Raw genomic sequence first — 25,781 nt, forward strand, 5'->3', positions numbered from 1 at the left:
CCGCCATGGTGGAGATCAAGACCCGCGAGCAGATCGCGAAGATGCGCGAGGCGGGGCTGGTGGTGGCGGCCATCCACGCGGCCACCCTGGAGGCGGCCGTTCCGGGGGCGACCACCAAGGACCTGGACCAGGTGGCCCGCAAGGTGCTGGCCGAGCACGGTGCCAAGTCGAACTTCCTGGGTTACGGCGGTTTCCCCGCCACCATCTGCACCTCGGTGAACGAGGTGGTGGTGCATGGCATCCCCAGCGCGGAGACGGTCCTCAAGGACGGCGACATCATCTCCATCGACGCGGGTGCCATCGTGGACGGCTGGCATGGTGACGCCGCCTTCACGGCCTTTGTGGGCGAGGGGCACGCCCCGGAGCTGATAGAGCTCTCCCGGGTGACCGAGGAGTCCATGTGGGCCGGGATCGCCGCGGTGCGTAACGGCAACCGGCTGGTCGACATCTCCAAGGCCATCGAGGGCTACATCCGGCGCCAGCCGCGTCCGGCCACCGGCAAGTACGGGATCATCGAGGACTACGGCGGGCATGGCATCGGCTCCGAGATGCACATGGACCCGCACCTGCTGAACTATGTCTCCCGCAAGCGGGGCAAGGGTCCCAAGCTGGTGCCGGGCTTCTGTATCGCCATCGAGCCGATGGTCTCGCTGGGGACGGCGAGGACGCACGTCCTGGAGGACGACTGGACGGTCCTCACCGACGATCTGACCTGGTCCTCGCACTGGGAGCACTCGGTGGCGCTGACCGAGGACGGGCCGCTGGTGCTGACCGCGGTGGACGGCGGCAAGGCGAAGCTCGCCGAACTCGGTGTCACGGCGGCTCCGGACCCCCTCGCTTAACGATCTCCGCCGATGGGCAGAGGATCCTGGATGGACCCTGGATTAGTCTTTCCGGTTGCCCTGACGTAGACTGATGCGTCGGCTCTCGTGTATCCGCATGTCCGCGTTCGCGCGCGGGGTGCGAACACCAGAGTCGATCAAGGTAGCCGATTCGAAAGGCGAAGCGTGGCCAAGAAGCAAGGTGCCATCGAGATCGAGGGCACCGTGATCGAGTCTCTGCCGAACGCGATGTTCAAGGTGGAGCTCCAGAACGGTCACAAGGTCCTCGCGCACATCAGCGGCAAGATGCGGATGCACTACATCCGTATCCTTCCTGACGACCGGGTCGTGGTGGAGCTCTCTCCTTACGACCTGACGCGCGGACGGATCGTCTACCGCTACAAGTAGATCTTGCTCGACCCCCGTTCCGGCGGGGTGAAGGCACTGACCCGGAGAACCTCACATCCCATGAAGGTCAAGCCGAGCGTCAAGAAGATCTGCGACAAGTGCAAGGTGATCCGCCGCCACGGCCGGGTCATGGTCATCTGCGACAACCTGCGCCACAAGCAGCGCCAGGGCTGACGCAGAACCTGCACTCCGCAGTTTCTTCGCGCGACGCATAGCAATACGTACATACGCAGACACCCGACCGCCGCGGTAACGCGGTGGACGACACCCCCGGCGGAGGCCGGGGACCCGGCTCGTAATCCACTACGGGAACGGTGCTGCGGAAGACCTCCGAACCCACAGGAGCCACTCAATGGCACGCCTCGCAGGCGTTGACCTCCCGCGCGAAAAGCGCGTTGAGGTCGCCCTCACCTACGTCTTCGGCATTGGCCGGACGCTGTCCCAGCAGACGCTGGCCGAGACCGGTGTCGACCCGAACACCCGCGTTCGCGACCTGACCGAAGAGGACCTGGTCAAGATCCGCGAGTACGTGGACGGCAACATCAAGACCGAGGGTGACCTCCGTCGCGAGATCCAGGCCGACATCCGCCGCAAGGTTGAGATCGGCTGCTACCAGGGCCTCCGCCACCGCCGCGGCCTGCCCGTCCACGGTCAGCGCACCAGCACCAACGCCCGCACCCGCAAGGGCCCGCGTCGCGCCATCGCCGGTAAGAAGAAGCCGGGCAAGAAGTAGTCCACAGCGGACGCTCGTCAGCGGTCTTCGCTGTAGGACCGACCACCTCCCGTAGGAGTTAAGAGATGCCCCCCAAGGGTCGTCAGGGCGCTGCCAAGAAGGTGCGCCGCAAGGAAAAGAAGAACGTCGCTCACGGCCACGCGCACATCAAGAGCACGTTCAACAACACGATCGTGTCCATCACGGACCCGACCGGCAACGTGATCTCCTGGGCCTCCGCCGGCCACGTCGGCTTCAAGGGCTCGCGCAAGTCCACCCCCTTCGCCGCGCAGATGGCCGCCGAGTCGGCCGCCCGCCGCGCGCAGGAGCACGGCATGCGCAAGGTTGACGTCTTCGTCAAGGGTCCCGGCTCCGGCCGTGAGACCGCGATCCGCTCCCTCCAGGCCACCGGCCTCGAGGTCGGCTCGATCCAGGACGTCACCCCCACCCCGCACAACGGCTGCCGTCCGCCCAAGCGTCGTCGCGTCTGACGCTCAGGTTTTGAGGTTTGCGGGCGGTACGACCCCCCTCAGGGGACGTGCCGCCCGTACCCTTGCTCAAGAGGGCGTCAAATAGCGGGCGCCCATGACTGAAGGATCCACACCATGCTGATTGCTCAGCGTCCGTCCCTGACCGAAGAGGTCGTGGACGAGTTCCGGTCCCGGTTTGTGATCGAGCCGCTGGAGCCGGGCTTCGGTTACACCCTCGGCAACTCCCTGCGCCGTACGCTCCTCTCCTCGATCCCGGGTGCGGCGGTCACGTCCATCCGCATCGACGGTGTCCTGCACGAGTTCACCACCGTGCCGGGCGTCAAGGAGGACGTCACCGACCTCATCCTGAACATCAAGCAGCTGGTCGTCTCCTCGGAGCACGACGAGCCGGTCGTGATGTACCTGCGCAAGCAGGGCCCGGGTCTGGTCACCGCCGCTGACATCGCCCCGCCGGCCGGTGTCGAGGTGCACAACCCCGACCTGGTGCTGGCGACCCTGAACGCCAAGGGCAAGCTGGAGATGGAGCTGACCGTCGAGCGCGGTCGCGGCTATGTCTCCGCCGTCCAGAACAAGCAGGTGGGCCAGGAGATCGGCCGTATTCCGGTCGACTCCATCTACTCGCCGGTCCTCAAGGTGACCTACAAGGTCGAGGCCACCCGTGTCGAGCAGCGCACCGACTTCGACAAGCTGATCGTCGACGTCGAGACCAAGCAGGCCATGCGCCCGCGCGACGCCATGGCGTCCGCCGGTAAGACCCTGGTCGAGCTGTTCGGTCTGGCCCGCGAGCTCAACATCGACGCCGAGGGCATCGACATGGGCCCGTCCCCGACGGACGCCGCCCTGGCCGCCGACCTGGCGCTGCCGATCGAGGAGCTGGAGCTCACCGTTCGGTCCTACAACTGCCTCAAGCGTGAGGGCATCCACTCCGTGGGTGAGCTCGTCGCCCGCTCCGAGGCCGATCTGCTCGACATCCGCAACTTCGGTGCGAAGTCGATCGACGAGGTCAAGGCGAAGCTGGCCGGCATGGGCCTGGCGCTCAAGGACAGCCCGCCCGGATTCGACCCGACCGCCGCCGCCGACGCCTTTGGCGCCGACGACGACGCGGACGCCGGGTTCGTCGAGACCGAGCAGTACTGATTTTCCGGGTGCGGGTGGACTGTGGCTGATCGCGCCCACGCGGCGGAGCCGCACATCGAATACCGCCCCGCGCCCCTGGGGCTCGCTCCTTCGGGGCTTGCTCAAAAAATCCGCCAGGCAACCGCCTGACGGAAACTGACTCCGGTACCTGATACGGCCGGGGCAGAGATAGAGGAGAAACACCATGCCGCGTCCCGCAAAGGGAGCCCGCCTCGGCGGCAGCGCCGCGCACGAGAAGCTGCTGCTGGCGAACCTCGCCAAGTCGCTCTTCGAGCACGGCCGCATCACCACCACCGAGGCCAAGGCGCGTCGGCTGCGCCCGGTCGCGGAGCGCCTGATCACCAAGGCGAAGAAGGGCGACATCCACAACCGTCGCCAGGTGCTGCAGACGATCACCGACAAGGGCATCGTGCACACCCTCTTCACCGAGATCGCTCCGCGCTTCGCCGAGCGTCCGGGTGGCTACACCCGTATCACCAAGATCGGTAACCGCCGTGGCGACAACGCTCCCATGGCCGTGATCGAGCTGGTCGAGGGCGAGATCGCCAAGAAGGCGACCGTTGCCGAGGCCGAGGCCGCCACCAAGCGTGCGGTCAAGGAGTCCGAGGCCGCTGCCGAGGCTCCGGCCGAGGAGTCGAAGGACGCCTGACGCACCCCGTGTGTCAGGACGGGCCCGCCCCCATTCCGGGGGCGGGCCCGTCCCGCATTTCTGGAAGGAACTCTGGTGAGTGACGAGGTCGAGCCCGGTTTTGTGCGGGTGCGCCTGGATCTGTCGTACGACGGCAAGGACTTCTCCGGCTGGGCCAAGCAGCGCGAGGGGCAGCGCACGGTCCAGGGCGAGCTGGAGGACGCGATCCGTACTGTGACGCGTTCGCGTCAGACGTATGAGCTGACGGTGGCCGGCCGTACCGACGCGGGGGTGCATGCCCGTGGTCAGGTGGCGCATGTGGACCTGCCGGCCGAGGTGTGGGCCGAGCATCAGGACAAGCTGCTCCGCCGGCTGGCCGGACGGCTGCCGCACGATGTGCGGGTGTGGCGGGCGGCGGAGGCCCCGGCCGGGTTCAACGCCCGCTTCTCGGCGATCTGGCGGCGGTACGCGTACCGGGTGGTGGACCACCCGGGCGGGGTGGATCCGCTGCTGCGCGGTCATGTGCTGTGGCACGACTGGCCGTTGGACGTGGCGAAGATGAACGCGGCCTCGCAGGCGCTGCTGGGCGAGCATGACTTCGCGGCGTACTGCAAGCGGCGCGAGGGCGCCACCACCATCCGTACGCTGCAGACGCTGAGCTGGCAGCGGGACACGGACGGCGTCATCACGGCCACCGTGCGGGCGGACGCCTTCTGCCACAACATGGTGCGGTCGCTGGTGGGCGCGCTGCTGTTCGTGGGCGACGGGCACCGGCCGGTGGAGTGGCCCGGGCAGGTGCTGGCGGCGGGGGTCCGGGACTCGGCGGTGCATGTGGTGCGGCCGCATGGGCTGACCCTGGAGGAGGTCGGGTACCCGGCCGATTCCGAGCTGGCCGCGCGGAATCTGGCGGCCCGCAACAAGCGGACGTTGCCGGGCAGGGGTTGCTGCTAGGGGCACCCCTGGGGGCGCGATCAGCCGTCGGCGGCCCGCACCCGACCAACCAGCGTACGTTTGGCGGCGCTTGGGGCCGCGTTGCGATTCCGGGTGCGGGCCGTCCTGGGCTGGTCGCGCCCACGCGGCGGAGCCGCATGACGCAGTCGCCCCGCGCCCCCTGAGGGCGCCCTTCGGGCGCATTGGGGTCAGTCGCGGAGGCTGACTGCCAGGTCGCTGTTGACGGTCAGGTACGGGCGGACGCCCTCCACCGTCGGGTACAGGTCCGTCTTGTTGCGGTCGACGATGTCACCGACGATCCGCCCCAGCCGCACCGGCTCCGCATCGCCCGCGGTCCGTACCGCCAGGTCCCAGACCGTCTCCTCGTCGGATGAACTCCGCGCGGTCCTCAGCTGCTTGTAGGGCAGGGTGAAGCGGAACCGAGTGGCGTCCAGCGGTTCGACCTCCGCCGAGATATCGGCGGCTCCCTCGGCGCGCGGGGTGCCGAGGACGAAGGGCTTGGTCTCCTCGCCGAACTCGGCGCCGTGCAGCACCCCTTCGACCGTGAAGCCGGTCTTGTCCTGACGGATCGTCAAAGCCTCGGCGTGCGCGGGGCGGTGCCAGGCGCGCAGGGCCAGGTAGCCGTCGACCGTCGGGTAGGGCACCCACCAGGTGAAGGGCGCGCCCGCCAGCGGCTGGAGGTCCAACAGGCCTTTGCCCTCGGCGAGATGGGAGATCACCCGGCGGCGCGCCTTGTCGTCGCCGCGCACCACATGGAAGTCCCAGCGGCCCTCGCCCAGCCGCAGCTCGGAGCGGTCCAGTACCGCGGTGTAGGGCTCGCCGGGCGCGGCGGGCGCGCGCAGCGGGACGGCGTGCGAGGTGCCCTCCTTGCGGCGGGTGACGGTGAGGCTCAGGTCGTCCCCGCTGAGCCCCTTGGGCTGGACGGAGACGACGATGTTGCCCCGGTCGTCGATCCGGCAGGAGGCCGTGGCGCGCAGCGGCTTGCGGACGATCTCCTTCAGCGCCGTGGTGACCGGCTGCTTGGCGGGCTTGGCCACCGTGCGGCGCAGCGGGCGGACCAGATTGCCGACGGTGCGACGCAGCATCTTGCTGATCGGCACCTGCTGGGCGGCGGCGGCCTCGGGGCCATGGGTGGTGTCCACGCCGAGGCTGCCGATGAGCTCCTCGTAGGCGTCGGCGATCCGCTCGGGGGAGTAGCGCTGGGCGGAGACCAGGGCGGCGGCGCCCATGGTGCGGCGCTGTTCGTCGTCCTCGATCAGGCGCAGCAGGCCCTTGGCGATGCCGTCCACATCGCCGACCGGGACCAGCAGGCCGTCCTGGCCGTCGGAGATGATCTCGCCGGGGCCGTGCGGGCAGTCGGTGGCGACCACCGGGACGCCGCAGTTCATGGCCTCCACGATGGTCATGCCGAAGGACTCCTCGCGGGAGGTCACGGCGGCGATGGAGCCCTTGGCCCACTCGGTCTCGATGGGGGAGTGAGCGCCCATCATGGTGATGGTCTCGGTGAGGCCCAGCCGGTCGATCCGCTCGCGCAGCTTGGGGCCCTCGGGGCCGCGGCCGTAGATGCGCAGCTTCCAGTCGGGGTGGGCGGCGTGCACCTGGGCCCAGGCGGAGACCAGCAGGTCATAGCGCTTGACGGGGATGAGGCGGCCGGCCGCGACTACCAGCTTGGTGGTCGGGTCGGCGGGTTCGACCTCGGAGGGCGGGCAGCCGTTGGGGATGCAGACGATCTTCGTCTTGGCGTCCGGGAACTGCTCGCGGTGGGTGCGGGCGTCGGCCTCGGAGACGGTGGTGTGGGCGTCCAGGTTCGGGATGGCGCGGTCCTGGGCGGCGCGGATGTGCGGTTCGTGGGTGCCGTAGATCCGGTGTTCCTGGCCGATGCGCAGATAGCGGTCCTGGCCGAAGCCGGCCAGGTACATCACCAGGCCGGGGCGGGTGGCGACCACCACGTCGGCGTCGGTCTGTGCCAGGTGCTCGGCGACCCGCTGGTCGGTCAGGGCGCTGAAGTGGGCGCCCTTGGCCTCCTTGGGCGGGATGTAGGCGCTCTCCTGCTCCAGCAGCGGGTTGTCGCGGTCCGCGCCGTCCTCGGGACGGTTGTCGATCAGATTGACCAGTTTGACGGCCGGGTGCAGGGGCAGCCGGGGGACCTTGCCGGTACGGAGGATGGAGACGATCTCCACCTGGTGCCGGGCGGCGAGGGCGCCGGCGACATTGAAGGTGGAGCGGATGGTTCCGCCGATGCCGTAAGCGTTCTGCAGCAGGAAAGAGATCTTCATCGCGTGTGTGCGCGGCGCAGCCGAGGCGTCGCGTCCGTCCTCCCCCTGGCCTGGGTGGGTGTCGGGGTCCGTCCCCGGTGGATCGGGGCGCCCGGGCGGTGGTTCCGGTCCGGCCGACCTGTCGTGACGGTTGAGGCCGCCGACAGGGGTTTTGGTTGCTCCGAAAGCCTACATTGTGGCCTGCGACACGGGGCAAACACACGGGGCGCACGGGCTGGGGCGCGCGCTGGCGCATGAGCTTGAGCTGGGATTTTTTACTCGCCCATGACTTTGCGGCATGCTCGCTGGGCGGGGCGGACGCCAGGGCGAAGGGCGCTGGGCGGTTCCGGCGGTTCGGGGGGTCTGTGGTGGCGGTAGTGGGAGCGGACGGTGTGGCGTCAAGAGCTGGTTCGGCGAGCCCTGCGAGGCTCGGGAGCGTGAAGCCGAAGCTGAACATGGCCCTGGTGGCCTCCGCGCTGGTGGTGACGGTGCTGACGGCCGGCTGTGCCCGGCCGCAGGGCGGCGAGCACCGGGCCGGGAGCCCGGCCGCGGGTGCGGTCAAGGGGCAGTCCGAGGAGAAGCGGGGTACGGCCGGCCCGGCCGGGGAGCCCGCCGCGGCGCGCTGGCTGGCCCAGGTGGAGCTGGGCGAGAACGAGGTGCCCGGCTTTGTGGTGGAGAAGGCGGAGCCGGGTGCGGCGGGGCGGGGCAGGCCCAGTACGGACACCGCGGCCTGCCGCCCGCTGGTGACCGCGCTGGGCTCCACGCCCGAGCCACGCCCGGTGGCCTCGCTGACCGACACCTTCGCCAAGTCCGACGAGGACGAGGACTTCGAGGGGCTGCTGGGCACCATCCGGGTCTCGGCATACCGGGACGCGGCCCAGGCCGCCGACACCTTCAAGCAGCTGCGGGACTCGGCGGCCGCCTGCGCCGGGGGTTTCCGGATGCGCACCGGCGAGGGTGAGACGCAGGAGTTCCACCGGGTGGAGGCAGTGCCGGCGCCGCGCCTGGGCGACGAGGCGGTGGCCTACCGGCTGGACAACGCGGTGGAGCAGGCGCCCAGCCTGGTCACGGTGGTGCGGCATGGGTCGAGCCTGGCGATGTTCTTCGCCACGACTCTGGGGGAGCTGAGTGATCCGGATGCGGTGCGGATGCCGGATTCCTTGGTCGCGGCTCAGGTGGCCAGGGTCCGGCGCGCCGACGCGGTGCCGGTGAGTACGGCTGCGCCGGTGCCGGGTGAGTCCTTGGATCCGTCGTCGCCGGATCCGTCGGCGGATGACGATGAGGATGACGACTACCGGAGTCGGTGAGCGGTGCGGCTGCGGGCCGTCGGGGCTGGTCGCGCCCACGCGGCGGAGCCGCATGACGCAGTCGCCCCGCGCCCCTGAAGGGCGCTATGCGCCCCTTGGGGCTACCGCCGCGGCCGTGCGCGCCCGCGCCATGATGCGGGCGAAGGCGTAGGTGCTGATGTCGCGCCCCGAGGTCAGTGCGGTGGTGTCGTCCGCGGGGACCGGCTTGCCGTCGGTGTACCCGGCCACCGTGAAGTAGGCATAGCGGCCCTCGGCGTTGCTGGTCAGCCGGCAGGCGGGGCCGCGGCAGAAGGACGGGCCGGGGAGGGAGAGGACATTCCCGCCGGCCTGGTCCTTCGCCTTGTCCGCCGCCGCCTTGGAGTCGAAGACGGCCACGCCCACGGTGACCGCCACCCCGTCCTTCACATAGGTGGCCCGCAGCATCTTGCGGCAGCCGTTGCCGGCGAGCACCGAGCCCAGTCCGCCCTGGGTGACCGAGGCGCAGTCGGCGGTCTCGTCGGTGGCCACCCGCTGGTAGGTCCGGCCCTCCACGCTGGTTTTGGCGTCCGGGAAGAAGGTGGCGGCGGACAGCGGGGCCGTGTCCTTGTCCGCGCTGGATATCAGGGACCGGGGGTCCGGCGGGGAGGGCGGCGCCACCGGCGCGAAGGTGGGCTCGGGGGAGACGGAGGCGGTGGCCGAGGGGTGGCTGCTCGCCGAGGCGCTGCCGCCGCCCTTGCCGGACTTCACCACCGCGACCGCCACGATCGCCGCCACCGCCGCGGCGGCCAGCGCCCCACCGCCCAGCAGCAGCCACTTGCGCCGCCGGTCGCGCGCCGCGGAGTCCTCCGCGAGCGCCGCCCAGTCCGGCGTCTGCGGCGGCTGTGACGGCTGCGGGAACTGCGCGGGCGGAGTCTGTGGAGTGTGCGGCGGCTGCGGCGGCGGCCCGAACTGCCCATGGGCCTCCTGCGGCCCCCCCTGCCCAAAGCTCATGGGCCGCATCGTAATCGGCTTGGTCCCGGTCGCGGCAGCCGAGAGAATGCCCGTATGGGACATCTGGAAGCGGCACACCTGGAGTACTACCTGCCCGACGGGCGGCCGCTGCTGGGAGATGTCTCCTTCCGGGTCGGCGAGGGCGCCTCCGTGGCCCTGGTGGGCGCCAACGGCGCCGGCAAGACCACCCTGCTGCGTCTGATCGCCGGGGAGCTCCAGCCGCATGGCGGCACCGTCACCACCACCGGCGGCCTGGGGGTGATGCCCCAGTTCGTGGGCTCGGTACGGGATGACCGCACCGTCCGCGACCTGCTGGTCTCGGTGGCCCGTCCGCGTATCCGCCAGGCGGCGGCCGCAGTGGACACCGCCGAGGAAGCGATCATGACGGTGGATGACGAGGCCGCGCAGATGGCCTATGCCCAGGCGCTGGCCGACTGGGGCGAGGCAGGCGGCTATGAGGCCGAGACCATCTGGGACATGTGCGCCATGGCCGCGCTGGGCGTCCCCTATGACAAGGCGCAGTGGCGGCAGGTACGCACCCTGTCCGGCGGCGAGCAGAAGCGCCTGGTGCTGGAGGCGCTGCTGCGCGGCCCGGACGAGGTGCTGCTGCTGGACGAGCCGGACAACTACCTGGACGTCCCGGGCAAGCGCTGGCTGGAGGAGCGGCTGCGCGAGACCCGTAAGACGGTGCTGTTCGTCAGCCATGACCGGGAGCTGCTGGCCCGCGCCGCGCAGAAGATCATCAGCGTGGAGCCGGGCCCCGCGGGCAGTGACGTCTGGGTGCACGGCGGCGGCTTCGCCACCTATCACCAGGCCCGCAAGGAGCGCTTCGCCCGCTTCGAGGAGCTGCGCCGCCGCTGGGACGAGCAGCACGCCCAGCTGAAGAAGCTGGTCGTCAGCCTGCGCCAGGCGGCCTCCGTCAGCCATGAGCTGGCCTCCCGGTACGCCGCCGCCCAGACCCGGCTGCGCAAGTTCGAGGAGGCGGGCCCGCCGCCCGAGCCGCCGCGCGAGCAGGAGATCACCATGCGGCTGCGCGGCGGCCGCACCGGGGTACGGGCCGTCACCTGCGCCGGCCTGGAGCTGACCGGCCTGATGAAACCCTTCGACCTGGAGGTCTTCTACGGCGAGCGGGTGGCCGTGCTGGGCTCCAGTGGCTCCGGCAAGTCGCACTTCCTGCGCCTGCTGGCCGGGGACCCCCGGAATCCCGTGGCGCACACCGGCCAGTGGAAGCTGGGCGCCCGGGTGGTCCCGGGCCACTTCGCCCAGACCCATGCCCACCCGGAGCTGCTCGGCCGCACTCTGACCGACATCCTGTGGACCGAGCACGCCAAGGACCGCGGCGGGGCCATGTCCGCGCTGCGCCGCTATGAGCTGGAGAAACAGGGCGACCAGCCCTTCGACCGGCTCTCCGGCGGTCAGCAGGCCCGGTTCCAGATCCTGCTGCTGGAGCTGGCCGGCAGCACCGCCCTGCTGCTGGACGAGCCCACCGACAACCTCGACCTGGAGAGCGCGGAGGCGCTCCAGGAGGGGCTGGAGGCGTATCAGGGCACGGTGCTGGCGGTCACCCATGACCGCTGGTTCGCCCGTTCCTTCGACCGGTTCCTGGTGTTCGGCGCGGACGGCAGGGTCCGCGAGGTGCCGGAGCCGGTCTGGGACGAGGCGAGGGTCGTCCGGAAGCGCTGAGCGCGCCCGGCCGGGGCCTGGGAAAATGGACCCGTACGAGAGGTTCCCGAGCCCGTGTGGGACGAGCCGGAAGTGGTACGCGAGCGGTAGGGTGCCCGGCCAGGTTTTGACCCCGCCGGTGCCCGGCCGGTACTCTTCGAGTTCGTTATGCGTATTGGCTTGGTCGTTCTCACGCGAGGGGCCCTTACGCTTGTCCGTCAGGTTCATCACCGGCGGTCGGCACGCGGGTTGCGTCCCCGCCGTGCGGCCAGTCCTGTGTGAAGGATCGCGTCGGACCGTGTCAGGACCCACACTCACTGAAGAAGCGAAGGCTACGACCGTGCGTACGTACAGCCCCAAGCCCGGCGATGTCACGCGCCAGTGGCACATCATCGACGCGCAGGACGTCGTCCTGGGCCGTCTGGCCTCTACGGCCGCCTCCCTGCTGCGCGGCAAGCACAAGCCGGTTTACGCGCCGCACATGGACATGGGTGACTTCGTCGTCATCATCAACGCCGACAAGGTGCACCTGTCCGGCAACAAGCGCGAGCAGAAGATGGCCTACCGCCACTCCGGCTTCCCGGGTGGTCTGCGGTCCGTCCGCTACGACGACCTGCTCGCCAACAACCCCGAGAAGGCCGTCGAGAAGGCCGTCAAGGGCATGCTGCCGAAGAACTCCCTCGGCCGTCAGATGCTCTCGAAGCTGAAGGTCTACTCGGGCGACCAGCACCCGCACGCCGCCCAGCAGCCCGTGCCGTTCGAGATCACCCAGGTCAAGCAGGGCTGAGTCCCAGCCACCCCGCATAACCAGAAAGCTTGAGGAGAATCGTGGCTGAGACCACCGCCGAGACGCCCATCGAGGACGTCGAGGAGTACACCACCGAGACCGAGGTTGTTGAGTCGGAGTACACCTCCGAGTCCCTCGCCTCCCGCTTCGGCGACCCGCAGCCGGCCGCCGGCCTGGGCCGTCGCAAGAACGCCATTGCCCGCGTCCGGATCGTTCCGGGCACCGGCCAGTGGAAGATCAACGGTCGCACCCTCGAGGACTACTTCCCGAACAAGGTGCACCAGCAGGAAGTCAACGAGCCCTTCAAGGTGCTCGAGCTCGACAACCGCTACGACGTTGTCGCCCGCATCTCGGGTGGTGGCGTCTCCGGCCAGGCCGGCGCCCTGCGCCTGGGCGTGGCCCGTGCCCTCAACGAGGCCGACGTCGAGAACAACCGTGGCCCGCTGAAGAAGGCCGGCTTCCTGACGCGTGACGCCCGTGCGGTCGAGCGCAAGAAGGCCGGTCTGAAGAAGGCCCGCAAGGCTCCGCAGTACAGCAAGCGCTAAATCAGCGGTTCGCTGCTCCTGCTCGAACGCCCCGGCGGCACGATCCGTGCCGCCGGGGCGTTCGGCTATCGGCGGCCCGGGGCGTATACCTTCAGGCAACGCCCCGGACCAGGACCCGACACCTTTAGTACGGGGGCTCTGCCGGGCCCCGAACTCCAGCGTTTTTCGGAGGACATCAGTGGGACGACTCTTCGGTACGGACGGTGTGCGCGGCGTCGCCAACGCCGATCTGACGGCCGAGCTGGCGCTCGGCCTGTCGGTCGCGGCCGCACATGTGCTCGCCGAGGCGGGGACGTTCGAGGGCCATCGGCCGGTGGCCGTGGTCGGCCGTGATCCGCGTGCGTCCGGAGAGTTCCTGGAAGCCGCCGTGGTGGCCGGGCTGGCCAGCGCGGGCGTGGATGTGCTGCGGGTCGGCGTGCTGCCCACCCCGGCCGTCGCCTACCTCACCGGTGCGCTCGGCGCGGACCTGGGCGTGATGCTCTCCGCCAGCCACAACCCGATGCCCGACAACGGCATCAAGTTCTTCGCCCGGGGCGGTCACAAGCTCGCCGACGAGCTGGAGGACCGTATCGAGCAGACCTACCGGGCGCACGCCACCGGCGCGCCCTGGGACCGGCCCACCGGCGCCGGGGTCGGCCGGGTCCGCGACTACGACCAGGGCTTCGACAACTATGTCGCCCACCTGATCGGTGTCCTGCCCAACCGCCTGGACGGCGTCAAGGTGGTCATCGACGGCGCCCATGGCGCCGCCTCCCGGGTCTCGCCGGAGGCGTTCTCCCGGGCCGGAGCCGAGGTGATCACCATCGGCACCGAGCCGGACGGCCTCAACATCAACCATGAGTGCGGCTCCACGCACCTGGAGAAGCTGCGCCGGGCCGTGGTGGAGCACGGCGCCGACCTGGGTGTGGCGCACGACGGGGACGCCGACCGCTGCCTGGCGGTGGACGCCACCGGCGCCGAGGTGGACGGCGACCAGATCCTGGCCGTCCTGGCCCTGGCCATGCGCGAGGCGGACACCCTGCGCAAGAACACCGTGGTCGCCACCGTGATGTCCAACCTGGGCTTCAAGCTGGCCATGGAGCGCGAGGGTGTGGAGCTGGTCCAGACGGCGGTCGGCGACCGCTATGTCCTGGAGGAGATGAAGGCCAACGGCTTCGCCCTGGGCGGCGAGCAGTCCGGCCATGTGATCGTCCTGGACCACGCGACCACGGGTGACGGCACGCTGACGGGCCTGCTGCTGGCGGCCCGCGTCGCCGCGACGGGGCGGTCCCTGCGTGAACTGGCCGGTGTCATGGAGCGGTTGCCGCAGGTGCTGATCAATGTCCGGGACGTGGACAAGTCCCGCGTCGGCACGTCCACCGAGCTGGCCGAGGCCGTCAACGACGCGGAGCGTGAACTCGGCTCCACCGGGCGGGTGTTGCTCCGTTCCTCGGGCACCGAGCCGCTGGTCCGGGTGATGGTGGAGGCGGCCGACATCGAGCAGGCGCGTTCGGTCGCGCAGCGGCTGGCCGACACGGTCAAGTCGGCTCTGGGCTAAGTGGGTTGAGCCCCGGTCGCGTCGGTGCGGCGCGGCCGGGGTTTCGTTGCCGGGTGCGGGCCGTCTGCGGCTGGTCGCGCCCGCGCGGCGGAGCCGCATGACGCAGTTGTCCCGCGCCCCTGACAGGCGCACCCGGCGCCGAAACGCCCGACTACAGCTTGCGCAGCGAAAGCCGTTGCACCGTGTGGTCCGGCCCCTTCCGCAGGATGAGGTTGGACCGGCCCCGCGTAGGGGCAACGTTCTCCAGCAGGTTGGGCTGGTTGATGGTGCGCCAGTTGCGGCGCGCGAAATCCAGCGCCTCCTCCTCCGACACCTGGGTGTAGCGCCGGAAGTAGGAGTCGGGGTCCTGGAAGGCCGTCTCCCGCAGCTTCTTGAAGCGGTCGTAGTACCACCGCTCGATGTCATCGGTGCGGGCGTCCACATAGATGCTGAAGTCGAAGAAGTCGGCCAGCCCCACCCGGGTCCGCCCGTCCTCCCCCGGCAGCGCCGGCTGGAGTACGTTCAGCCCCTCGATGATCAGGATGTCCGGGCGGTGCACGGTCAGCCGCTCGCCCGGCACGATGTCATAGATCAGGTGGGAGTAGACCGGCGCGGACACCTCCGCCTTGCCCGCCTTCACATCCGCCACAAACCGGGTCAGTGCCCGCCGGTCATAGGACTCCGGGAAGCCCTTCCGGGACATCAGGCCGCGCCGGTGGAGCTCCGCGTTGGACAGCAGGAAGCCGTCGGTGGTCACCAGCTCCACCCGGGGGTGCTCCGGCCAGCGGGCCAGCAGCGCCTGCAGCAGACGGGCCGTGGTGGACTTGCCGACCGCCACGCTGCCGGCCACGCCTATGACAAAGGGCGTGCCCCGCTGCGCCCCCTTCTCGCCGAGGAAGGTGTTGAGCGCGCCGCGCAGCTGCCCGGTGGCCCCTACATAGAGGTTCAGCAGCCGGGACAGCGGCAGGTAGACATCCCGTACCTCGTCCAGGTCGATGACGTCGCCGAGCCCGCGCAGCCGCTCCACCTCCTCGGCGGTCAGCGGCAGCGGGGTGTTCTCGCGCAGGGCGCTCCATTCGGTGCGCGTGAGGTCCACGAAGGGGGAGGAGTCGCCCGCGCGGCGGCGCTGCTGCGTGGGATCTGGGGTGGTGGGCACGGGCCCCATTGTGCGCGGGTGACTCGGCGTGGTCACTGCGGGGTGTGGGGTTCGGGTGTTCCACGGTGATCCACAGCGATTCACAGTGATCCATGGCGTTCCAGGTGGTTTGCCCGGAGCGTGACCGGGGACGCGCGCAGGGGTGAAGTTCCCCGCTCGCCCTGTACCTACCCGCGAGTCAGGAATACGGTCCGACCCCCGGCCCGGCCCGCACTCTGCGAGGGACCCCGTGTTCGTACTCCGCCTCCTGCTCAGGCGTGCCCGCAGCGCCGCCCGTCCGCTGTGCCGCCCCCGTGGCCCGGTAGCGGCCGGCGCCCCGGACGGCGAGCTGTTCGCCGACCGGGTCCGCAGCGAGCTGTCCGACGAGCTGCCGGACGAGGACCTGGGCCAGGACCTGGGCGACTGCCTGGACCAGTACCACCTGGGCAGCAAGCCGCGCTGTGAGGAGGTGGAGTACCTGGAGCTGGTCCAGGAGGCCATCGACCGAATCGAGCGCGGCCGCTGATCCCTGGGCTTTACGCTGCACTCCATGTGCGGAATCGTGGGTTATGTGGGAGGGCAGTCCGCCCTCGACGTCGTGTTGGCGGGGCTGCGACGCCTGGAGTACCGCGGCTATGACTCGGCCGGGGTGGCGGTGCTCGCCGACGGCGGGCTGGCCGCCGCCAAGAAGGCCGGGAAGCTGGCCAATCTGGAGAAAGAGCTGGCCGGCCGGCCGCTGCCGTCCGGTTCCACCGGGATCGGCCACACCCGCTGGGCCACCCATGGCGGCCCCACCGACGCCAACGCCCACCCGCACCTGGACAACGCGGGCCGGGTCGCCGTGGTGCACAACGGCATCATCGAGAACTTCGCCGCGCTCCGCGCCGAGCTGGCCGAGCGCGGCCATGGCCTGGCCTCCGAGACGGACACCGAGGTGGTCGCCCACCTGCTGGCCGAGGCCTTCTCCTCGTGCGGCGACCTGGCCGAGGCCATGCGGCAGGTATGCCGCCGGCTGGAGGGCGCCTTCACCCTGGTCGCGGTGCATGCCGACGAGCCGGACGTGGTGGTGGGCGCCCGCCGCAACTCCCCGCTGGTGGTCGGCATCGGCGCGGGGGAGTCCTTCCTCGCCTCGGATGTGGCCGCCTTTATCGCCCACACCCGCGAGGCCGTCGAGCTGGGCCAGGACCAGGTGGTGGAGCTGCGCCGGGAGGGCGTGACGGTCACCGACTTCGAGGGCGCGCCCGCCGAGGTGCGGGCCTACCACGTGGACTGGGACGCCTCGGCCGCCGAGAAGGGCGGCTATGACTACTTCATGCTCAAGGAGATCGCCGAGCAGCCCAAGGCGGTGGCGGACACCCTGCTGGGCCGGATCGACGCGGCCGGCTCGCTCACCCTGGACGAGGTGCGCATCCCGGCCTCGGTGCTGCGCGAGGTGGACAAGGTGGTGATCGTGGCCTGTGGCACCGCCTTCCACGCCGGGCTGATCGCCAAGTACGCCATCGAGCACTGGACCCGGATCCCCTGTGAGACCGAGCTGGCCAGCGAGTTCCGCTACCGGGACCCGATCCTGGACCAGCGCACCCTGGTGATCGCCATCTCCCAGTCCGGCGAGACCATGGACACCCTGATGGCGCTGCGGCACGCCCGCGAACAGGGCGCCAAGGTGCTGGCCATCTGCAACACCAATGGCTCCACCATCCCCCGCGAGTCCGACGCGGTGCTCTACACCCATGCCGGTCCCGAGGTGGCGGTGGCCTCCACCAAGGCGTTCCTGACCCAGCTGGTGGCCTGCTATCTGGTGGCCCTCTATCTGGGCCAGGTGCGCGGCACCAAGTGGGGCGACGAGGTGGGCAGCGTGATCCGCGAGCTGTCCGAGATCGCCACCCAGGTGGACGAGGTGCTGGAGACCATGGAGCCGGTGCGCGAACTGGCCCGCTCGCTGGCCGGCAAGAACACCGTCCTCTTCCTGGGCCGGCACGTCGGCTACCCGGTGGCCCTGGAGGGCGCGCTCAAGCTCAAGGAGCTCGCCTATATGCACGCCGAGGGCTTCGCGGCGGGCGAGCTCAAGCACGGGCCCATCGCGCTGATCGAGAAGGACCTGCCGGTGGTCGTGGTGGTCCCCTCGCCGCGCGGCCGCTCGGTGCTGCACGACAAGATCGTCTCCAATATCCAGGAGATCCGGGCCCGGGGCGCCCGCACCATTGTGATCGCCGAGCGGGGCGACCAGGCGGTACGTCCCTATGCCGACCACCTGATCGAGATCCCGGCCACCCCGGTGCTGCTCCAGCCGCTGGTGGCCACCGTCCCGCTCCAGGTCTTCGCCTGCGAGCTGGCCACCGCCCGGGGCAATGAGGTGGACCAGCCGCGCAACCTGGCGAAGTCGGTGACCGTCGAATGATCATCGGGGTCGGTATCGACGTGGCCGAGATCGAGCGCTTTGACGCGGCCCTGCAGCGCACTCCGGGCATGGCCCAACGGCTCTTCCTGGAACGGGAGTTGTATCTGCCCAGCGGTGAGCGGCGGGGCGTCGCCTCGCTGGCCGCCCGGTTCGCCGCCAAGGAGGCCCTGGCCAAGGCGCTGGGCGCGCCGCCGGGTCTGCTGTGGACCGACGCCGAGGTGCTGACCGGCGCCAATGGCCAGCCGGGCCTGGCGGTCTCCGGCACGGTGGCGGCCCGGGCCGAGGCGCTGGGGGTGCGTTCCTGGCATGTGTCGCTCAGCCATGACGCGGGTGTGGCCTCCGCGGTGGTGGTGGCCGAGGGGTAGTCAAGGGGCGACTGGGGGGTAGGGGGCTCACGGCCTTGACGCACACTTGCTAGATTGCGCAACCATGCAACCCGGAACGCCCACGGCAGGCCCCTCGCCGGACCCGGCGATATCTCCACCCCAGACGCGGGCCGCGCGCCGAATACCCGGCTCGCGCGGCCGGTCCTCGGCCCCGGCGCCGGGCGGGCGCCGGGCCCGCCGGCCGGAGCGTACCAAGTCCCGCGGACGGCGCCGGGCGGTGCTGGTCGCCTTGCTGCTCCCGGTGGCCGGTGCCGTCCTGGACGAGCTGACCGGCTCCGCCCTGGGCACGCTGTTCGCCCTCACCGCCGCGCTGGGCGGCGCGCTGGCCGCCGCCGGCTGCTCCCGGGCGGGCGCCTGGTGGGTGGCGTACGCCCCGCCGCCCCTGGTGGCATTGGTCACCGTGGTCGCCGATCAGGCGGCGGGCCGGACGGGCTCCCATGGCAGGGGCCTGACCACCGGCGCGGTGCACTGGGCGATCGACGCCTTCCCGGCGATGGCCTCGGCCGAGGCCGCCATCCTCGCGGTGCTGGCCGTGCGGTGGTTCCGGGCCCGGCGAGGCGCGCCGGGGAAGCGGGGCGGTCCGGGGAAGAGTGCGAGGAAGGGTGCGTAGCGCGGTGGGCAAGGAACGAGCGAAGAAGCACAGCCGGGCGGCCTCCCGCCGTACCCCGCGCGCGGTGGTGGCGGGCCGGGCGGCGGCGGGCGTGGTGTCCTTCGCGGTGCTGGCCACCAGCACCGCCGCCTGGGCCACGTATCACTGGATCAACGGCGGCCTGAACACCTCCGACGCCCTGGACGCGGTCCGCAAGCACGCGCCCAAGCACCTGGACGACTCGGTCAACCTGCTGCTGATCGGCCTTGACTCGCGCAAGGACATGAACGGCAACGACCTGCCCGACAGCTTTATCAAGAGCGAGCTGCACGCCGGGTCGAGCGACAACGGGTTCTACAACACCAACACCCTGATCCTGCTGCACATACCCGCCGACGGCGGCCAGGTGCAGGCGTTCTCCATTCCGCGCGACGACTACGTCCAGACCTACAACGGCGATGGCTCGCCCCAGGCCCACCCCTACAAGATCAAGGAGGCGTACGGCAACGCCTACGCCGGGCGCCGGGAGAGGCTTGCCGCCAAGGGCGAGAAGGGCGCCAAGCTGGAGGCGGACAGCCGGGAGGCGGGCCGGGAGGCCACCCTGGCAACCGTCCAGAACTTCCTCGATGTGCCCATCGACCACTTCGCCGAGGTCAACCTCAAGGGCTTCTACGACATCGCCGACGCGCTCGACGGGGTCGACGTCTGCCTGAAGCACGCGGTGAAGGAGAAGAACTCCGGCATCGACCTGCCCGCCGGACGGCAGACCCTCAATGCCCGCCAGGCCCTGGCCTTCGTCCGGCAGCGGCACGGCCTGCCCCAGGAGGACCTCTCCCGCACCCACCGCCAGCAGGCGTTCATCGCCTCGGTCACCCACAAGCTGAAGAACAACGGCGTCTTCGACAGCGTGGGCAAGCTGCAGAAGCTGTTCGGGGTGGTGAAGAAGGACCTGGTCATCGACAGCAGCCTGAACGTGATCGACTTCTCCCAGCAGGCCACCAACCTCACCGGCGGAAAGGTGGAGTTCCGCACCCTGCCGACCGAGGGATCCGCCACCCGCAACAACGAGGACGTCCAGCTGGTCAATGTGGACAAGGTGCGCGCCCTGGTCAAGCAGGTGTTCGGCGGTGACACCTCCGCCGGCCCGACCGCGAGCGACAGCAAGCCGGGGGGCAAGCCGAAGGCCCCGGCCAAGGCGGCCCCGGGCACCGTGGACGTCCTCAATGGCACCGGCAAGGCCGTGCCGGTCGCCTCCGAGGAGCTCAAGTCCCTTACCGCGCTGGGCTATACCGGGGGCACCACGTCCAATGCCACGCCCCAGCCGCAGACCACGGTCGTCTACGGCAAGGGCGCACAGGACGCCGCCAAGCAGATCGCCGCCCGCCTGGGTGTCACCGTGGCCCCGGCCCCCAACGCCGACATCCCGGCCGGACACGTCCAGGTCACCCTCGGCGAGAACTACGCCGGCCCCAAGAACTCCAGCCCGTCCCCGTCGAGTTCGCCGTCGACGTCGCCGTCCGGCAGCCCGTCCGCGAAGGTGGACGACAGCCAGTTCGCGGGGGACACGGTGAAGGAAGGCGGCATTCCCTGCGTGGACTGAGCCGCCTGGTGGCGGTCACCGCCCCGGGCCGGTGACCGCCCGCCGGGCCACCGCCTGACGTGCTGCCATGAGCAGCCCAACGCTGCCATGAGCAGCCCAACAACCTGGTCGCCATCCCCTCGGTGGCGCCGGCGCTCTACCCGGCGCTGGTGGTGATCTCGGTGGCTAAGCCGTGGGGCGGCGGCCTGTGAAATCCATGACGGCGCCGGACTGATCGTTCGCGCAAGGATGTGGGCATGAAGCGACTGACACACATCCACACCCCCGAGGGTGTCGCCCCCGGCAACGGCTACAGCCAGGTCGTCCATGGCACCGGCCGGCTGGTGGCCGTTTCCGGGCAGGTGGCGCTGGACGAGCAGGGTGCGCTGGTCGGCGAGGGCGACCCGGCCGCCCAGGCCCGCCAGGTCTTCGAGAACCTGCGCCGCTGCCTGGCGGCCGCGGGGGCGGACTTCGGCAATGTGGTGAAACTGACCTACTTCGTCACGGACGTGGCCCACCTGCCCGCCATCCGCGCCGCCCGCGACGCGTACATCGACACCGCATACCCGCCCGCCAGCAGCGCGGTGCAGGTCGCGGCGCTGTTCCGCCCCGAACTGCTGCTGGAAGTGGAGGCGTTGGCGCTCGTACCGTAGGCGGCTACGGAGCGAGGGGGGAATGTGCATCCGGTACGGGAACGCATCGCGGCGGTGCTGGGGCGTCAACAGGGCAGCGGGTATCTGCTGGCGCCACGGCTGGTGTTGACGGCCGGGCATGTGGTGGCGGGGGCGGAGACGGTACGGGCGGTGGTTCCCGGCGGGGTGGGGCCGGTTGCCTGCCGGGTGGCGTGGACGCGCGATGACGAGCAGTGCGATGTGGCCCTGCTGATGGCGAACCGCGACCTGGTGCCGCCCGATGTCGCAACCGCCCTGGAGTCGGTGCCCTGGGGCCGTATCACCGGCATCAGCCTCTGGCCGGATGCCCAAGCCGTCGGTTACCCGGGCGTACAGCGCTCTGCCGACGGGGAATTGGACACCGAACAGTTCGCGGGGGTGCTGAAGACCGGCAGCGAGCTGTTACGTGGGCGCTATGTCCTGGACAGCGGCCATGGCGCACCCGAGGCGGCGGCCGGTTCGCCCTGGGCGGGCATGTCCGGCGCCGCCGTGTTCGTCAAGGGCTGCCTGGTCGGCGTGGTCTGCGCCGATCCCGGCGGCTGGCGGCACGGCAGGCTGTCGGTGACGCCGATCGCGGCGCCGTTGTCCCACATCTCGTTTCGGCGCGCCTGTGCGGCGGGGGGCCATGCGGCCGACACGCGCCTGCTGACGGCCCAATCCGACGCCGAGACGGCGAAGTTCGAACGCGAACTCCGTGATTACCTGGTCCGCAAGGCCGCCGAGCTCACCATCGTCGGCCTGACCCTCTCCGATGGCGAGGGCGAGTCCTGGCCACTGGACACGGCCTATCTGAGCCTGGAACTGACCGGCGGGCAGCGTGCTGACGACTTCGGCGCCCCGGCCGTCGCCGCTCCGCAGCGCGCCGAGGCGGCGCTGGCCGGACACCGGCGGGTGCTGCTGCGCGGCGCGGCCGGCTCCGGCAAGACGACGCTCCTGCAGTGGCTGGCCACCCTTACCGCCCGGGGCGAACTGCCGTCCGGCCTCTATCAGTTGGCGGGCTGTATCCCGCTGACCCTCTCCTTACGCGCCCTGGTCCGCGAGGGCAGCGACCTGCCCCGGCCCGAGGACTTCCTGGCCGCCGCCGCCCGTCCGTTGGCGGGTCACCCCGCCGCCCGGGGCTGGGTGACCCGCTGCCTCGCCGAGGGCAGCCTGCTCCTCCTGATCGACGGCGTGGACGAGGTCCCCGAGGCCGACCGCCGCCGCACCCTCGCCTGGCTCAAGGACCTGCTGGCCGCCTACCCGGCCGCCCGCTATGTGGTGACCACCCGCCCCTCCGCCGTCCGCGAAGGCTGGCTCGCGGACCACGGCTTCACCGAGCTGGAGCTGCTGCCGATGAGCCGGGCCGATGTGGCCGCGTTCATCGACCGCTGGCATGCCACGGCGGAGCGCCGCGCCCTCCCGGACGAACTCGACCGGCTGCGCGCCTTTCGCGAGGCGCTGCAAGCGGCCGTCGTCACCAAACCCGACCTGGGGCGGCTGGCCACCAACCCCCTGATGTGCGCCATGATCTGCGCCCTGAACCGGGCCCGCCGGGGCTATCTGCCCCGTGGCCGGATGGAGCTCTACCGTGCCGCCCTGGAGCTCCTCCTGGTCCGCCGCGACCGCGAACGCGACATCCCCCTGTTCCCGGAGCTCGACCACGCCCACCAGCTGGCCCTTCTTCAGAAGATCGCCTACTGGCTGATCCGCAACGGCCGTTCGGAGATCGAGTGGCACAAGGCGGTTGAGATCGTGGACCGTGCCCTTCCCGCGATGCCGTCCGTGGCCGGCATCGATGCCGAGCGTCTGCTGCGCCACCTGGTCCTGCGCAGTGGCCTGCTGCGTCGCCCCACCAGTGAGACGCTTGACTTCATCCATCGCACCTTCCAGGACTACCTGGGCGCCAAGGCCGCCGTGGACGACTGGGACTTCGATGTCCTGGTCGAGCACGCCCACGACGACCAGTGGGAGGACGTGCTGCGGATGGCGGTGGGGCATGCGGTGCCGCGGGCGCGGGGGGAGCTGTTCCGGCTGCTGCTGGCCCACGCGGAGCGGGAGCCGAGGCGGCGCCACCGGTTGCACCTGGTGGCCGCCGCCTGCCTGGAGCATGCGACGGAGGTGGACCCGGAGATACGGGCGCAAGTCGAGCGGGCGGCCGGTGAGTTGGTCCCGCCCCGCGACGTGGACGCGGCGAAGGAACTCGCCGCCGCGGGCCGGGTGGTGCTGGATCTGCTGCCGGGTCCGGAAGGGCTGCCGGACGAGGTGGCGCACGCGGTGGTGGTGGCGGCCACGACGGTGGGCGGCGACCAGGCGATTCCCTCGCTGGCGCGGTACGCCACGCATGACTATCTTGCTGTCCGCAGCCAACTCTCCTGGTCCTGGGACAAGTTCGACACACAGCGCTATGCGGACGAGGTGATAGCCAAGCTTGCCTACGAGGCAGCGGACTCCGGGCTGCGGTTCGCCGTAAAGTCACGGGAGCACATGGCCGCGCTCGCCCGGCTCGGCGGGCGGCCTCTGGTGGAGTGCTTCGCGCCGCCGAGCGCCGATGCCCTGGACGAACTGTTTACCCCCGCTCTTCAGGACTTGTGCTTCGCCTGCGTCGGGAGCGTGGATCTCGGCATCCTCCGGGGATTCCCGCCGCTGCGCGGCGTCCGTGTGCGGCTGGCGGACCAGGTCCGCGGGTTGGGGAAGGTGCCCATGGACCGTCTGCGCCTGCTCCACCTCTCTCTGGAGCACTGTCCGCGCGACCTGGCGGCGGTGTCCGACATGGCGGAGCTCAGGAGCCTCCGTCTGGTCTGGTCGGCCGGCCACTGGTCGGCACCCGGGCGGCTGGTACTGCCGGCCGGCCTCCAGTGGCTGGGCCTCGACGGCCGGGCGGCAGATCTGCTGCGCGCCCGCACGCGCGACCTGCCGGACCTGGAGACGCTGACCTACGACAGAACGGACTTCCAGACCCGGGAACTCGCCCTGCACACCCTGCCCCGCCTCCGGAACCTGGCGATCCGGGACGAGACGCCGACGTCTTGGGCCCGGGCGCGGCCCGTGCCGGGGGTGACCAAGCTGTGGTTGACCCGACCGGTCGGCCTTGATGGGCTGGTCCATCTGCCCAAGGTCTTCCCTGCCGTGCAGTACCTGTTCATCAGCACCCTCAAATCCCATGCGGAACCACTGGACTTGGCCGCATTGAGCACCCTTGAGGCGCTCACCACCGTATGGATCCACCACTCCGGGCCGGTGCTCAACGCGAAAGCACTACGGCCCGAATGCGAGGTGACCGTCAAACCGGCGACGATCACCATGGGTCCCTGATCCGGCACGGACCGACCGGCTGGGCCTTGGGGGCGGGCCTGCCCAGTCGTCGGCCTTTCCCCGATTCACCCCGTGGAGACATCCCGCCAAACCCGCTCCAGCGCCTCCGCCACCCCCACCGAAGTGATCGGCCCCGCCCCCAGCTCCCGGGCCGCCAGCCCATGCAGATACGCGCCCACCGCGGCCGCGTCCCAGCCCGGCAGGCCGGCCGCCAGCAGTGACCCCGTCAGTCCCGACAGCACATCGCCGCTGCCGGCCGTGGCCAGCCAGGGGGTGCCCGTCGGATTGACCCGCACCGGGTGGCGATGGCCCGAAGCGATCAAGGTGGTCGAGCCCTTCAGCAGGGCCGTGGCGCCGTAGCGTTCGGCGAGGGTCCGGACCGCGGACAGGCGGGACGCCTCCACCTCCTCCCGCGCCAGGCCGAGCAGCGCGGCGGCCTCGCCGGCGTGCGGGGTGAGGACGGTTTCCGCGGCGCGGGCGCGGACCGCCTCGCGGGAGACCAGGCGCAGGCCGTCCGCGTCCACCAGGACCGGAACATCCGAGGCCAGGACGTCGTCCAGGGCCTGGCGGGCATCGGCGCCGTCGCCCAGGCCGGGGCCGACCACCCAGGACTGGACCCGGCCCGCCTTGCCGGGGGGACCGGTGGTGACCAGGGTTTCCGGGAAGCGGGCGATCACGGCATCGGCGGCCGGGCCGACGTAACGCACGGCGCCCGCGCCGCCGCGCAGGGCGCCGGCCACGGCCAGCACCGCCGCTCCGGGATAGCGCGCGGAACCGGCGACCACACCGACCACCCCGCGGCGGTATTTGTCGCTTTCAGGCGAGGGGCGCGGGAGCAGGCGGGACACATCGGCGTGCTGGAGCGCTTCGATGTCGGGCTCGCCGGGCAGGCGGAGGCCAATGCCGATCAGACGGAGCGCACCGGCGTGCTCACGGGCCGGGTCGATGAGCAGGCCCGGCTTATAGGTGCCAAAGGTGACCGTGGCGTCGGCGCGCACCGCCGGGCCGGGGACCTCGCCGGTGTCGGCGTCCACCCCGCTGGGCAGGTCGACGGCCAGGACCAGGGCGCCGGCGGCCGCCTCCACCAGCGGCAGGGCCGCCGGCCGCAGACCGCCCTTGCCGCCGATGCCGACGATGCCGTCCAGGACCAGGTCGGCGCGGGCGACGGCCGGTACGCCCCCCGAGGCGTCGGTCACGCGGCCGCCGGCGGCGCGCAGCGCGCGTAGCCCGCCCTGGTGGGCGCGGTCGGGGGAGAGCAGTACGGCGGTCACTCCGGCGCCGCGCCGGGCCAGCCGGGCGCCGGCATAGAGCGCGTCCCCGCCGTTGTCCCCGCTGCCCACCAGCAGCGCCACCCGCGCCCCGTACACCCGTCCGAGCAGATCGGCCGAGGCCGCGGCCAGGCCCGCCGCCGCGCGCTGCATCAGCGCGCCCTCGGGAAGCTCGGCCATGAGCTGGCGCTCGGCGGCCCGTACGGTCTCCACGCTGTAGCCGGTTCTCATACGATCAGTCTCCCCACCGTCCCCCGGCCCGCACCTCTCACACC

General features: G+C 71.0%; 24 protein-coding genes. 20 read left to right on the forward strand and 4 right to left on the reverse strand.

Annotation, left to right across the window (positions count from 1 at the left end; all coding sequences use genetic code 11):
- Window positions 1-5 precede the first annotated feature (5 nt).
- From map to truA, 8 genes are all read left to right on the forward strand, one after another.
- On the forward strand, window positions 6-842 hold the full coding sequence (gene map / locus ACIHFE_RS12050; protein WP_400105739.1) for a type I methionyl aminopeptidase: 837 nt from the start codon (window positions 6-8) through the stop codon (window positions 840-842).
- Window positions 843-1,007: 165 nt separating this feature from the next.
- Window positions 1,008-1,229, forward strand: a complete 222-nt coding sequence (gene infA, locus ACIHFE_RS12055) for a translation initiation factor IF-1 (RefSeq protein ID WP_003956442.1) — start codon at window positions 1,008-1,010, stop codon at window positions 1,227-1,229.
- A gap of 60 nt (window positions 1,230-1,289) precedes the next feature.
- The gene (gene rpmJ / locus ACIHFE_RS12060; protein ID WP_003956441.1) at window positions 1,290-1,403 is read left to right on the forward strand and encodes a 50S ribosomal protein L36; all 114 of its coding nucleotides are present in this window, start codon (window positions 1,290-1,292) and stop codon (window positions 1,401-1,403) included.
- Between the two features lie 178 nt (window positions 1,404-1,581).
- Window positions 1,582-1,962 (forward strand): 30S ribosomal protein S13, encoded by a 381-nt coding sequence (gene rpsM, locus ACIHFE_RS12065; RefSeq protein ID WP_400105740.1) that lies wholly within the window; start codon window positions 1,582-1,584, stop codon window positions 1,960-1,962.
- 65 nt (window positions 1,963-2,027) lie between these two features.
- Entirely contained in the window at window positions 2,028-2,432 is a 405-nt protein-coding gene (gene rpsK, locus ACIHFE_RS12070; protein WP_003948617.1) for a 30S ribosomal protein S11, read from the forward strand.
- Between the two features lie 114 nt (window positions 2,433-2,546).
- Entirely contained in the window at window positions 2,547-3,569 is a 1,023-nt protein-coding gene (locus ACIHFE_RS12075; RefSeq protein ID WP_004946635.1) for a DNA-directed RNA polymerase subunit alpha, read from the forward strand.
- Between the two features lie 184 nt (window positions 3,570-3,753).
- Entirely contained in the window at window positions 3,754-4,218 is a 465-nt protein-coding gene (gene rplQ / locus ACIHFE_RS12080) for a 50S ribosomal protein L17 (RefSeq protein WP_400105741.1), read from the forward strand.
- A 75-nt stretch (window positions 4,219-4,293) separates the two neighbouring features.
- Window positions 4,294-5,148 (forward strand): tRNA pseudouridine(38-40) synthase TruA, encoded by an 855-nt coding sequence (gene truA, locus ACIHFE_RS12085; RefSeq protein WP_400105742.1) that lies wholly within the window; start codon window positions 4,294-4,296, stop codon window positions 5,146-5,148.
- A gap of 188 nt (window positions 5,149-5,336) precedes the next feature.
- On the opposite strand, the gene ACIHFE_RS12090 is transcribed toward truA, so the two are convergent.
- Window positions 5,337-7,424 (reverse strand): glycosyltransferase family 4 protein, encoded by a 2,088-nt coding sequence (locus ACIHFE_RS12090; protein WP_400105743.1) that lies wholly within the window; start codon window positions 7,422-7,424, stop codon window positions 5,337-5,339.
- A 416-nt stretch (window positions 7,425-7,840) separates the two neighbouring features.
- On the opposite strand from ACIHFE_RS12090, the gene ACIHFE_RS12095 reads away from it, so the two are divergent.
- Complete coding sequence (locus ACIHFE_RS12095) at window positions 7,841-8,710, forward strand: hypothetical protein (protein WP_400105744.1); 870 nt, start codon at window positions 7,841-7,843, stop codon at window positions 8,708-8,710.
- Between the two features lie 84 nt (window positions 8,711-8,794).
- Here the strand turns inward: ACIHFE_RS12095 and ACIHFE_RS12100 are convergent, their stop codons facing one another.
- Window positions 8,795-9,679, reverse strand: coding sequence for a hypothetical protein (locus ACIHFE_RS12100; RefSeq protein ID WP_400105745.1), 885 nt, complete (start codon window positions 9,677-9,679; stop codon window positions 8,795-8,797).
- Between the two features lie 54 nt (window positions 9,680-9,733).
- On the opposite strand from ACIHFE_RS12100, the gene ACIHFE_RS12105 reads away from it, so the two are divergent.
- From ACIHFE_RS12105 to glmM, 4 genes are all read left to right on the forward strand, one after another.
- Complete coding sequence (locus ACIHFE_RS12105; RefSeq protein WP_400105746.1) at window positions 9,734-11,362, forward strand: ATP-binding cassette domain-containing protein; 1,629 nt, start codon at window positions 9,734-9,736, stop codon at window positions 11,360-11,362.
- A gap of 319 nt (window positions 11,363-11,681) precedes the next feature.
- Window positions 11,682-12,128, forward strand: coding sequence for a 50S ribosomal protein L13 (gene rplM, locus ACIHFE_RS12110; RefSeq protein WP_400105747.1), 447 nt, complete (start codon window positions 11,682-11,684; stop codon window positions 12,126-12,128).
- Window positions 12,129-12,169: 41 nt separating this feature from the next.
- The gene (gene rpsI / locus ACIHFE_RS12115) at window positions 12,170-12,673 is read left to right on the forward strand and encodes a 30S ribosomal protein S9 (protein WP_400105748.1); all 504 of its coding nucleotides are present in this window, start codon (window positions 12,170-12,172) and stop codon (window positions 12,671-12,673) included.
- 178 nt (window positions 12,674-12,851) lie between these two features.
- A complete protein-coding gene (gene glmM / locus ACIHFE_RS12120; protein WP_400105749.1) occupies window positions 12,852-14,210 on the forward strand; it encodes a phosphoglucosamine mutase in 1,359 nt (452 codons plus the stop codon).
- Between the two features lie 151 nt (window positions 14,211-14,361).
- On the opposite strand, the gene coaA is transcribed toward glmM, so the two are convergent.
- On the reverse strand, window positions 14,362-15,345 hold the full coding sequence (gene coaA / locus ACIHFE_RS12125) for a type I pantothenate kinase (protein WP_400105750.1): 984 nt from the start codon (window positions 15,343-15,345) through the stop codon (window positions 14,362-14,364).
- A 280-nt stretch (window positions 15,346-15,625) separates the two neighbouring features.
- Between coaA and ACIHFE_RS12130 the strand changes: the two genes are divergently transcribed.
- The 7 genes from ACIHFE_RS12130 to ACIHFE_RS12160 all read left to right on the forward strand — a co-directional run bounded on the left by ACIHFE_RS12130 (window position 15,626) and on the right by ACIHFE_RS12160 (window position 24,238).
- Window positions 15,626-15,850, forward strand: coding sequence for a hypothetical protein (locus ACIHFE_RS12130; RefSeq protein WP_400106063.1), 225 nt, complete (start codon window positions 15,626-15,628; stop codon window positions 15,848-15,850).
- A gap of 24 nt (window positions 15,851-15,874) precedes the next feature.
- The gene (glmS, locus tag ACIHFE_RS12135) at window positions 15,875-17,722 is read left to right on the forward strand and encodes a glutamine--fructose-6-phosphate transaminase (isomerizing) (protein ID WP_400105751.1); all 1,848 of its coding nucleotides are present in this window, start codon (window positions 15,875-15,877) and stop codon (window positions 17,720-17,722) included.
- Window positions 17,719-18,087: a holo-ACP synthase gene (locus tag ACIHFE_RS12140; protein ID WP_400105752.1), complete on the forward strand. Its 369-nt coding sequence runs from the start codon at window positions 17,719-17,721 to the stop codon at window positions 18,085-18,087. Before glmS ends, ACIHFE_RS12140 begins: the two co-directional genes overlap by 4 nt.
- Before the next feature lie 64 nt (window positions 18,088-18,151).
- Window positions 18,152-18,718: a DUF6542 domain-containing protein gene (locus ACIHFE_RS12145; protein ID WP_400105753.1), complete on the forward strand. Its 567-nt coding sequence runs from the start codon at window positions 18,152-18,154 to the stop codon at window positions 18,716-18,718.
- Window positions 18,711-20,297, forward strand: a complete 1,587-nt coding sequence (locus tag ACIHFE_RS12150; RefSeq protein WP_400105754.1) for an LCP family protein — start codon at window positions 18,711-18,713, stop codon at window positions 20,295-20,297. Before ACIHFE_RS12145 ends, ACIHFE_RS12150 begins: the two co-directional genes overlap by 8 nt.
- 236 nt (window positions 20,298-20,533) lie before the next feature.
- The gene (locus ACIHFE_RS12155) at window positions 20,534-20,929 is read left to right on the forward strand and encodes a RidA family protein (RefSeq protein ID WP_400105755.1); all 396 of its coding nucleotides are present in this window, start codon (window positions 20,534-20,536) and stop codon (window positions 20,927-20,929) included.
- Window positions 20,930-20,953: 24 nt separating this feature from the next.
- Window positions 20,954-24,238 (forward strand): NACHT domain-containing protein, encoded by a 3,285-nt coding sequence (locus ACIHFE_RS12160; RefSeq protein WP_400105756.1) that lies wholly within the window; start codon window positions 20,954-20,956, stop codon window positions 24,236-24,238.
- A gap of 65 nt (window positions 24,239-24,303) precedes the next feature.
- Here ACIHFE_RS12160 and ACIHFE_RS12165 read toward each other — a convergent pair whose 3' ends face one another.
- Window positions 24,304-25,737: an NAD(P)H-hydrate dehydratase gene (locus ACIHFE_RS12165; RefSeq protein WP_400105757.1), complete on the reverse strand. Its 1,434-nt coding sequence runs from the start codon at window positions 25,735-25,737 to the stop codon at window positions 24,304-24,306.
- Window positions 25,738-25,781: the final 44 nt, after the last annotated feature.

The organism is Streptomyces sp. NPDC052396 (assembly GCF_044593195.1).
Lineage (GTDB): Bacteria > Actinomycetota > Actinomycetes > Streptomycetales > Streptomycetaceae > Streptomyces.

What these genes read in the sequence shown, in the direction of transcription:
- map (WP_400105739.1), top strand. Translation starts at nt 6, where the DNA reads ATGGTGGAGATCAAGACCCGCGAGCAGATCGCGAAGATGCGCGAGGCG.
- rpmJ (WP_003956441.1), top strand. Translation starts at nt 1,290, where the DNA reads ATGAAGGTCAAGCCGAGCGTCAAGAAGATCTGCGACAAGTGCAAGGTG.
- rpsM (WP_400105740.1), top strand. Translation starts at nt 1,582, where the DNA reads ATGGCACGCCTCGCAGGCGTTGACCTCCCGCGCGAAAAGCGCGTTGAG.
- rpsK (WP_003948617.1), top strand. Translation starts at nt 2,028, where the DNA reads ATGCCCCCCAAGGGTCGTCAGGGCGCTGCCAAGAAGGTGCGCCGCAAG.
- ACIHFE_RS12075 (WP_004946635.1), top strand. Translation starts at nt 2,547, where the DNA reads ATGCTGATTGCTCAGCGTCCGTCCCTGACCGAAGAGGTCGTGGACGAG.
- rplQ (WP_400105741.1), top strand. Translation starts at nt 3,754, where the DNA reads ATGCCGCGTCCCGCAAAGGGAGCCCGCCTCGGCGGCAGCGCCGCGCAC.
- ACIHFE_RS12090 (WP_400105743.1), bottom strand. Translation starts at nt 7,424, where the DNA reads ATGAAGATCTCTTTCCTGCTGCAGAACGCTTACGGCATCGGCGGAACC.
- ACIHFE_RS12100 (WP_400105745.1), bottom strand. Translation starts at nt 9,679, where the DNA reads ATGAGCTTTGGGCAGGGGGGGCCGCAGGAGGCCCATGGGCAGTTCGGG.
- ACIHFE_RS12105 (WP_400105746.1), top strand. Translation starts at nt 9,734, where the DNA reads ATGGGACATCTGGAAGCGGCACACCTGGAGTACTACCTGCCCGACGGG.
- glmS (WP_400105751.1), top strand. Translation starts at nt 15,875, where the DNA reads ATGTGCGGAATCGTGGGTTATGTGGGAGGGCAGTCCGCCCTCGACGTC.
- ACIHFE_RS12140 (WP_400105752.1), top strand. Translation starts at nt 17,719, where the DNA reads ATGATCATCGGGGTCGGTATCGACGTGGCCGAGATCGAGCGCTTTGAC.
- ACIHFE_RS12145 (WP_400105753.1), top strand. Translation starts at nt 18,152, where the DNA reads ATGCAACCCGGAACGCCCACGGCAGGCCCCTCGCCGGACCCGGCGATA.
- ACIHFE_RS12155 (WP_400105755.1), top strand. Translation starts at nt 20,534, where the DNA reads ATGAAGCGACTGACACACATCCACACCCCCGAGGGTGTCGCCCCCGGC.
- ACIHFE_RS12165 (WP_400105757.1), bottom strand. Translation starts at nt 25,737, where the DNA reads ATGAGAACCGGCTACAGCGTGGAGACCGTACGGGCCGCCGAGCGCCAG.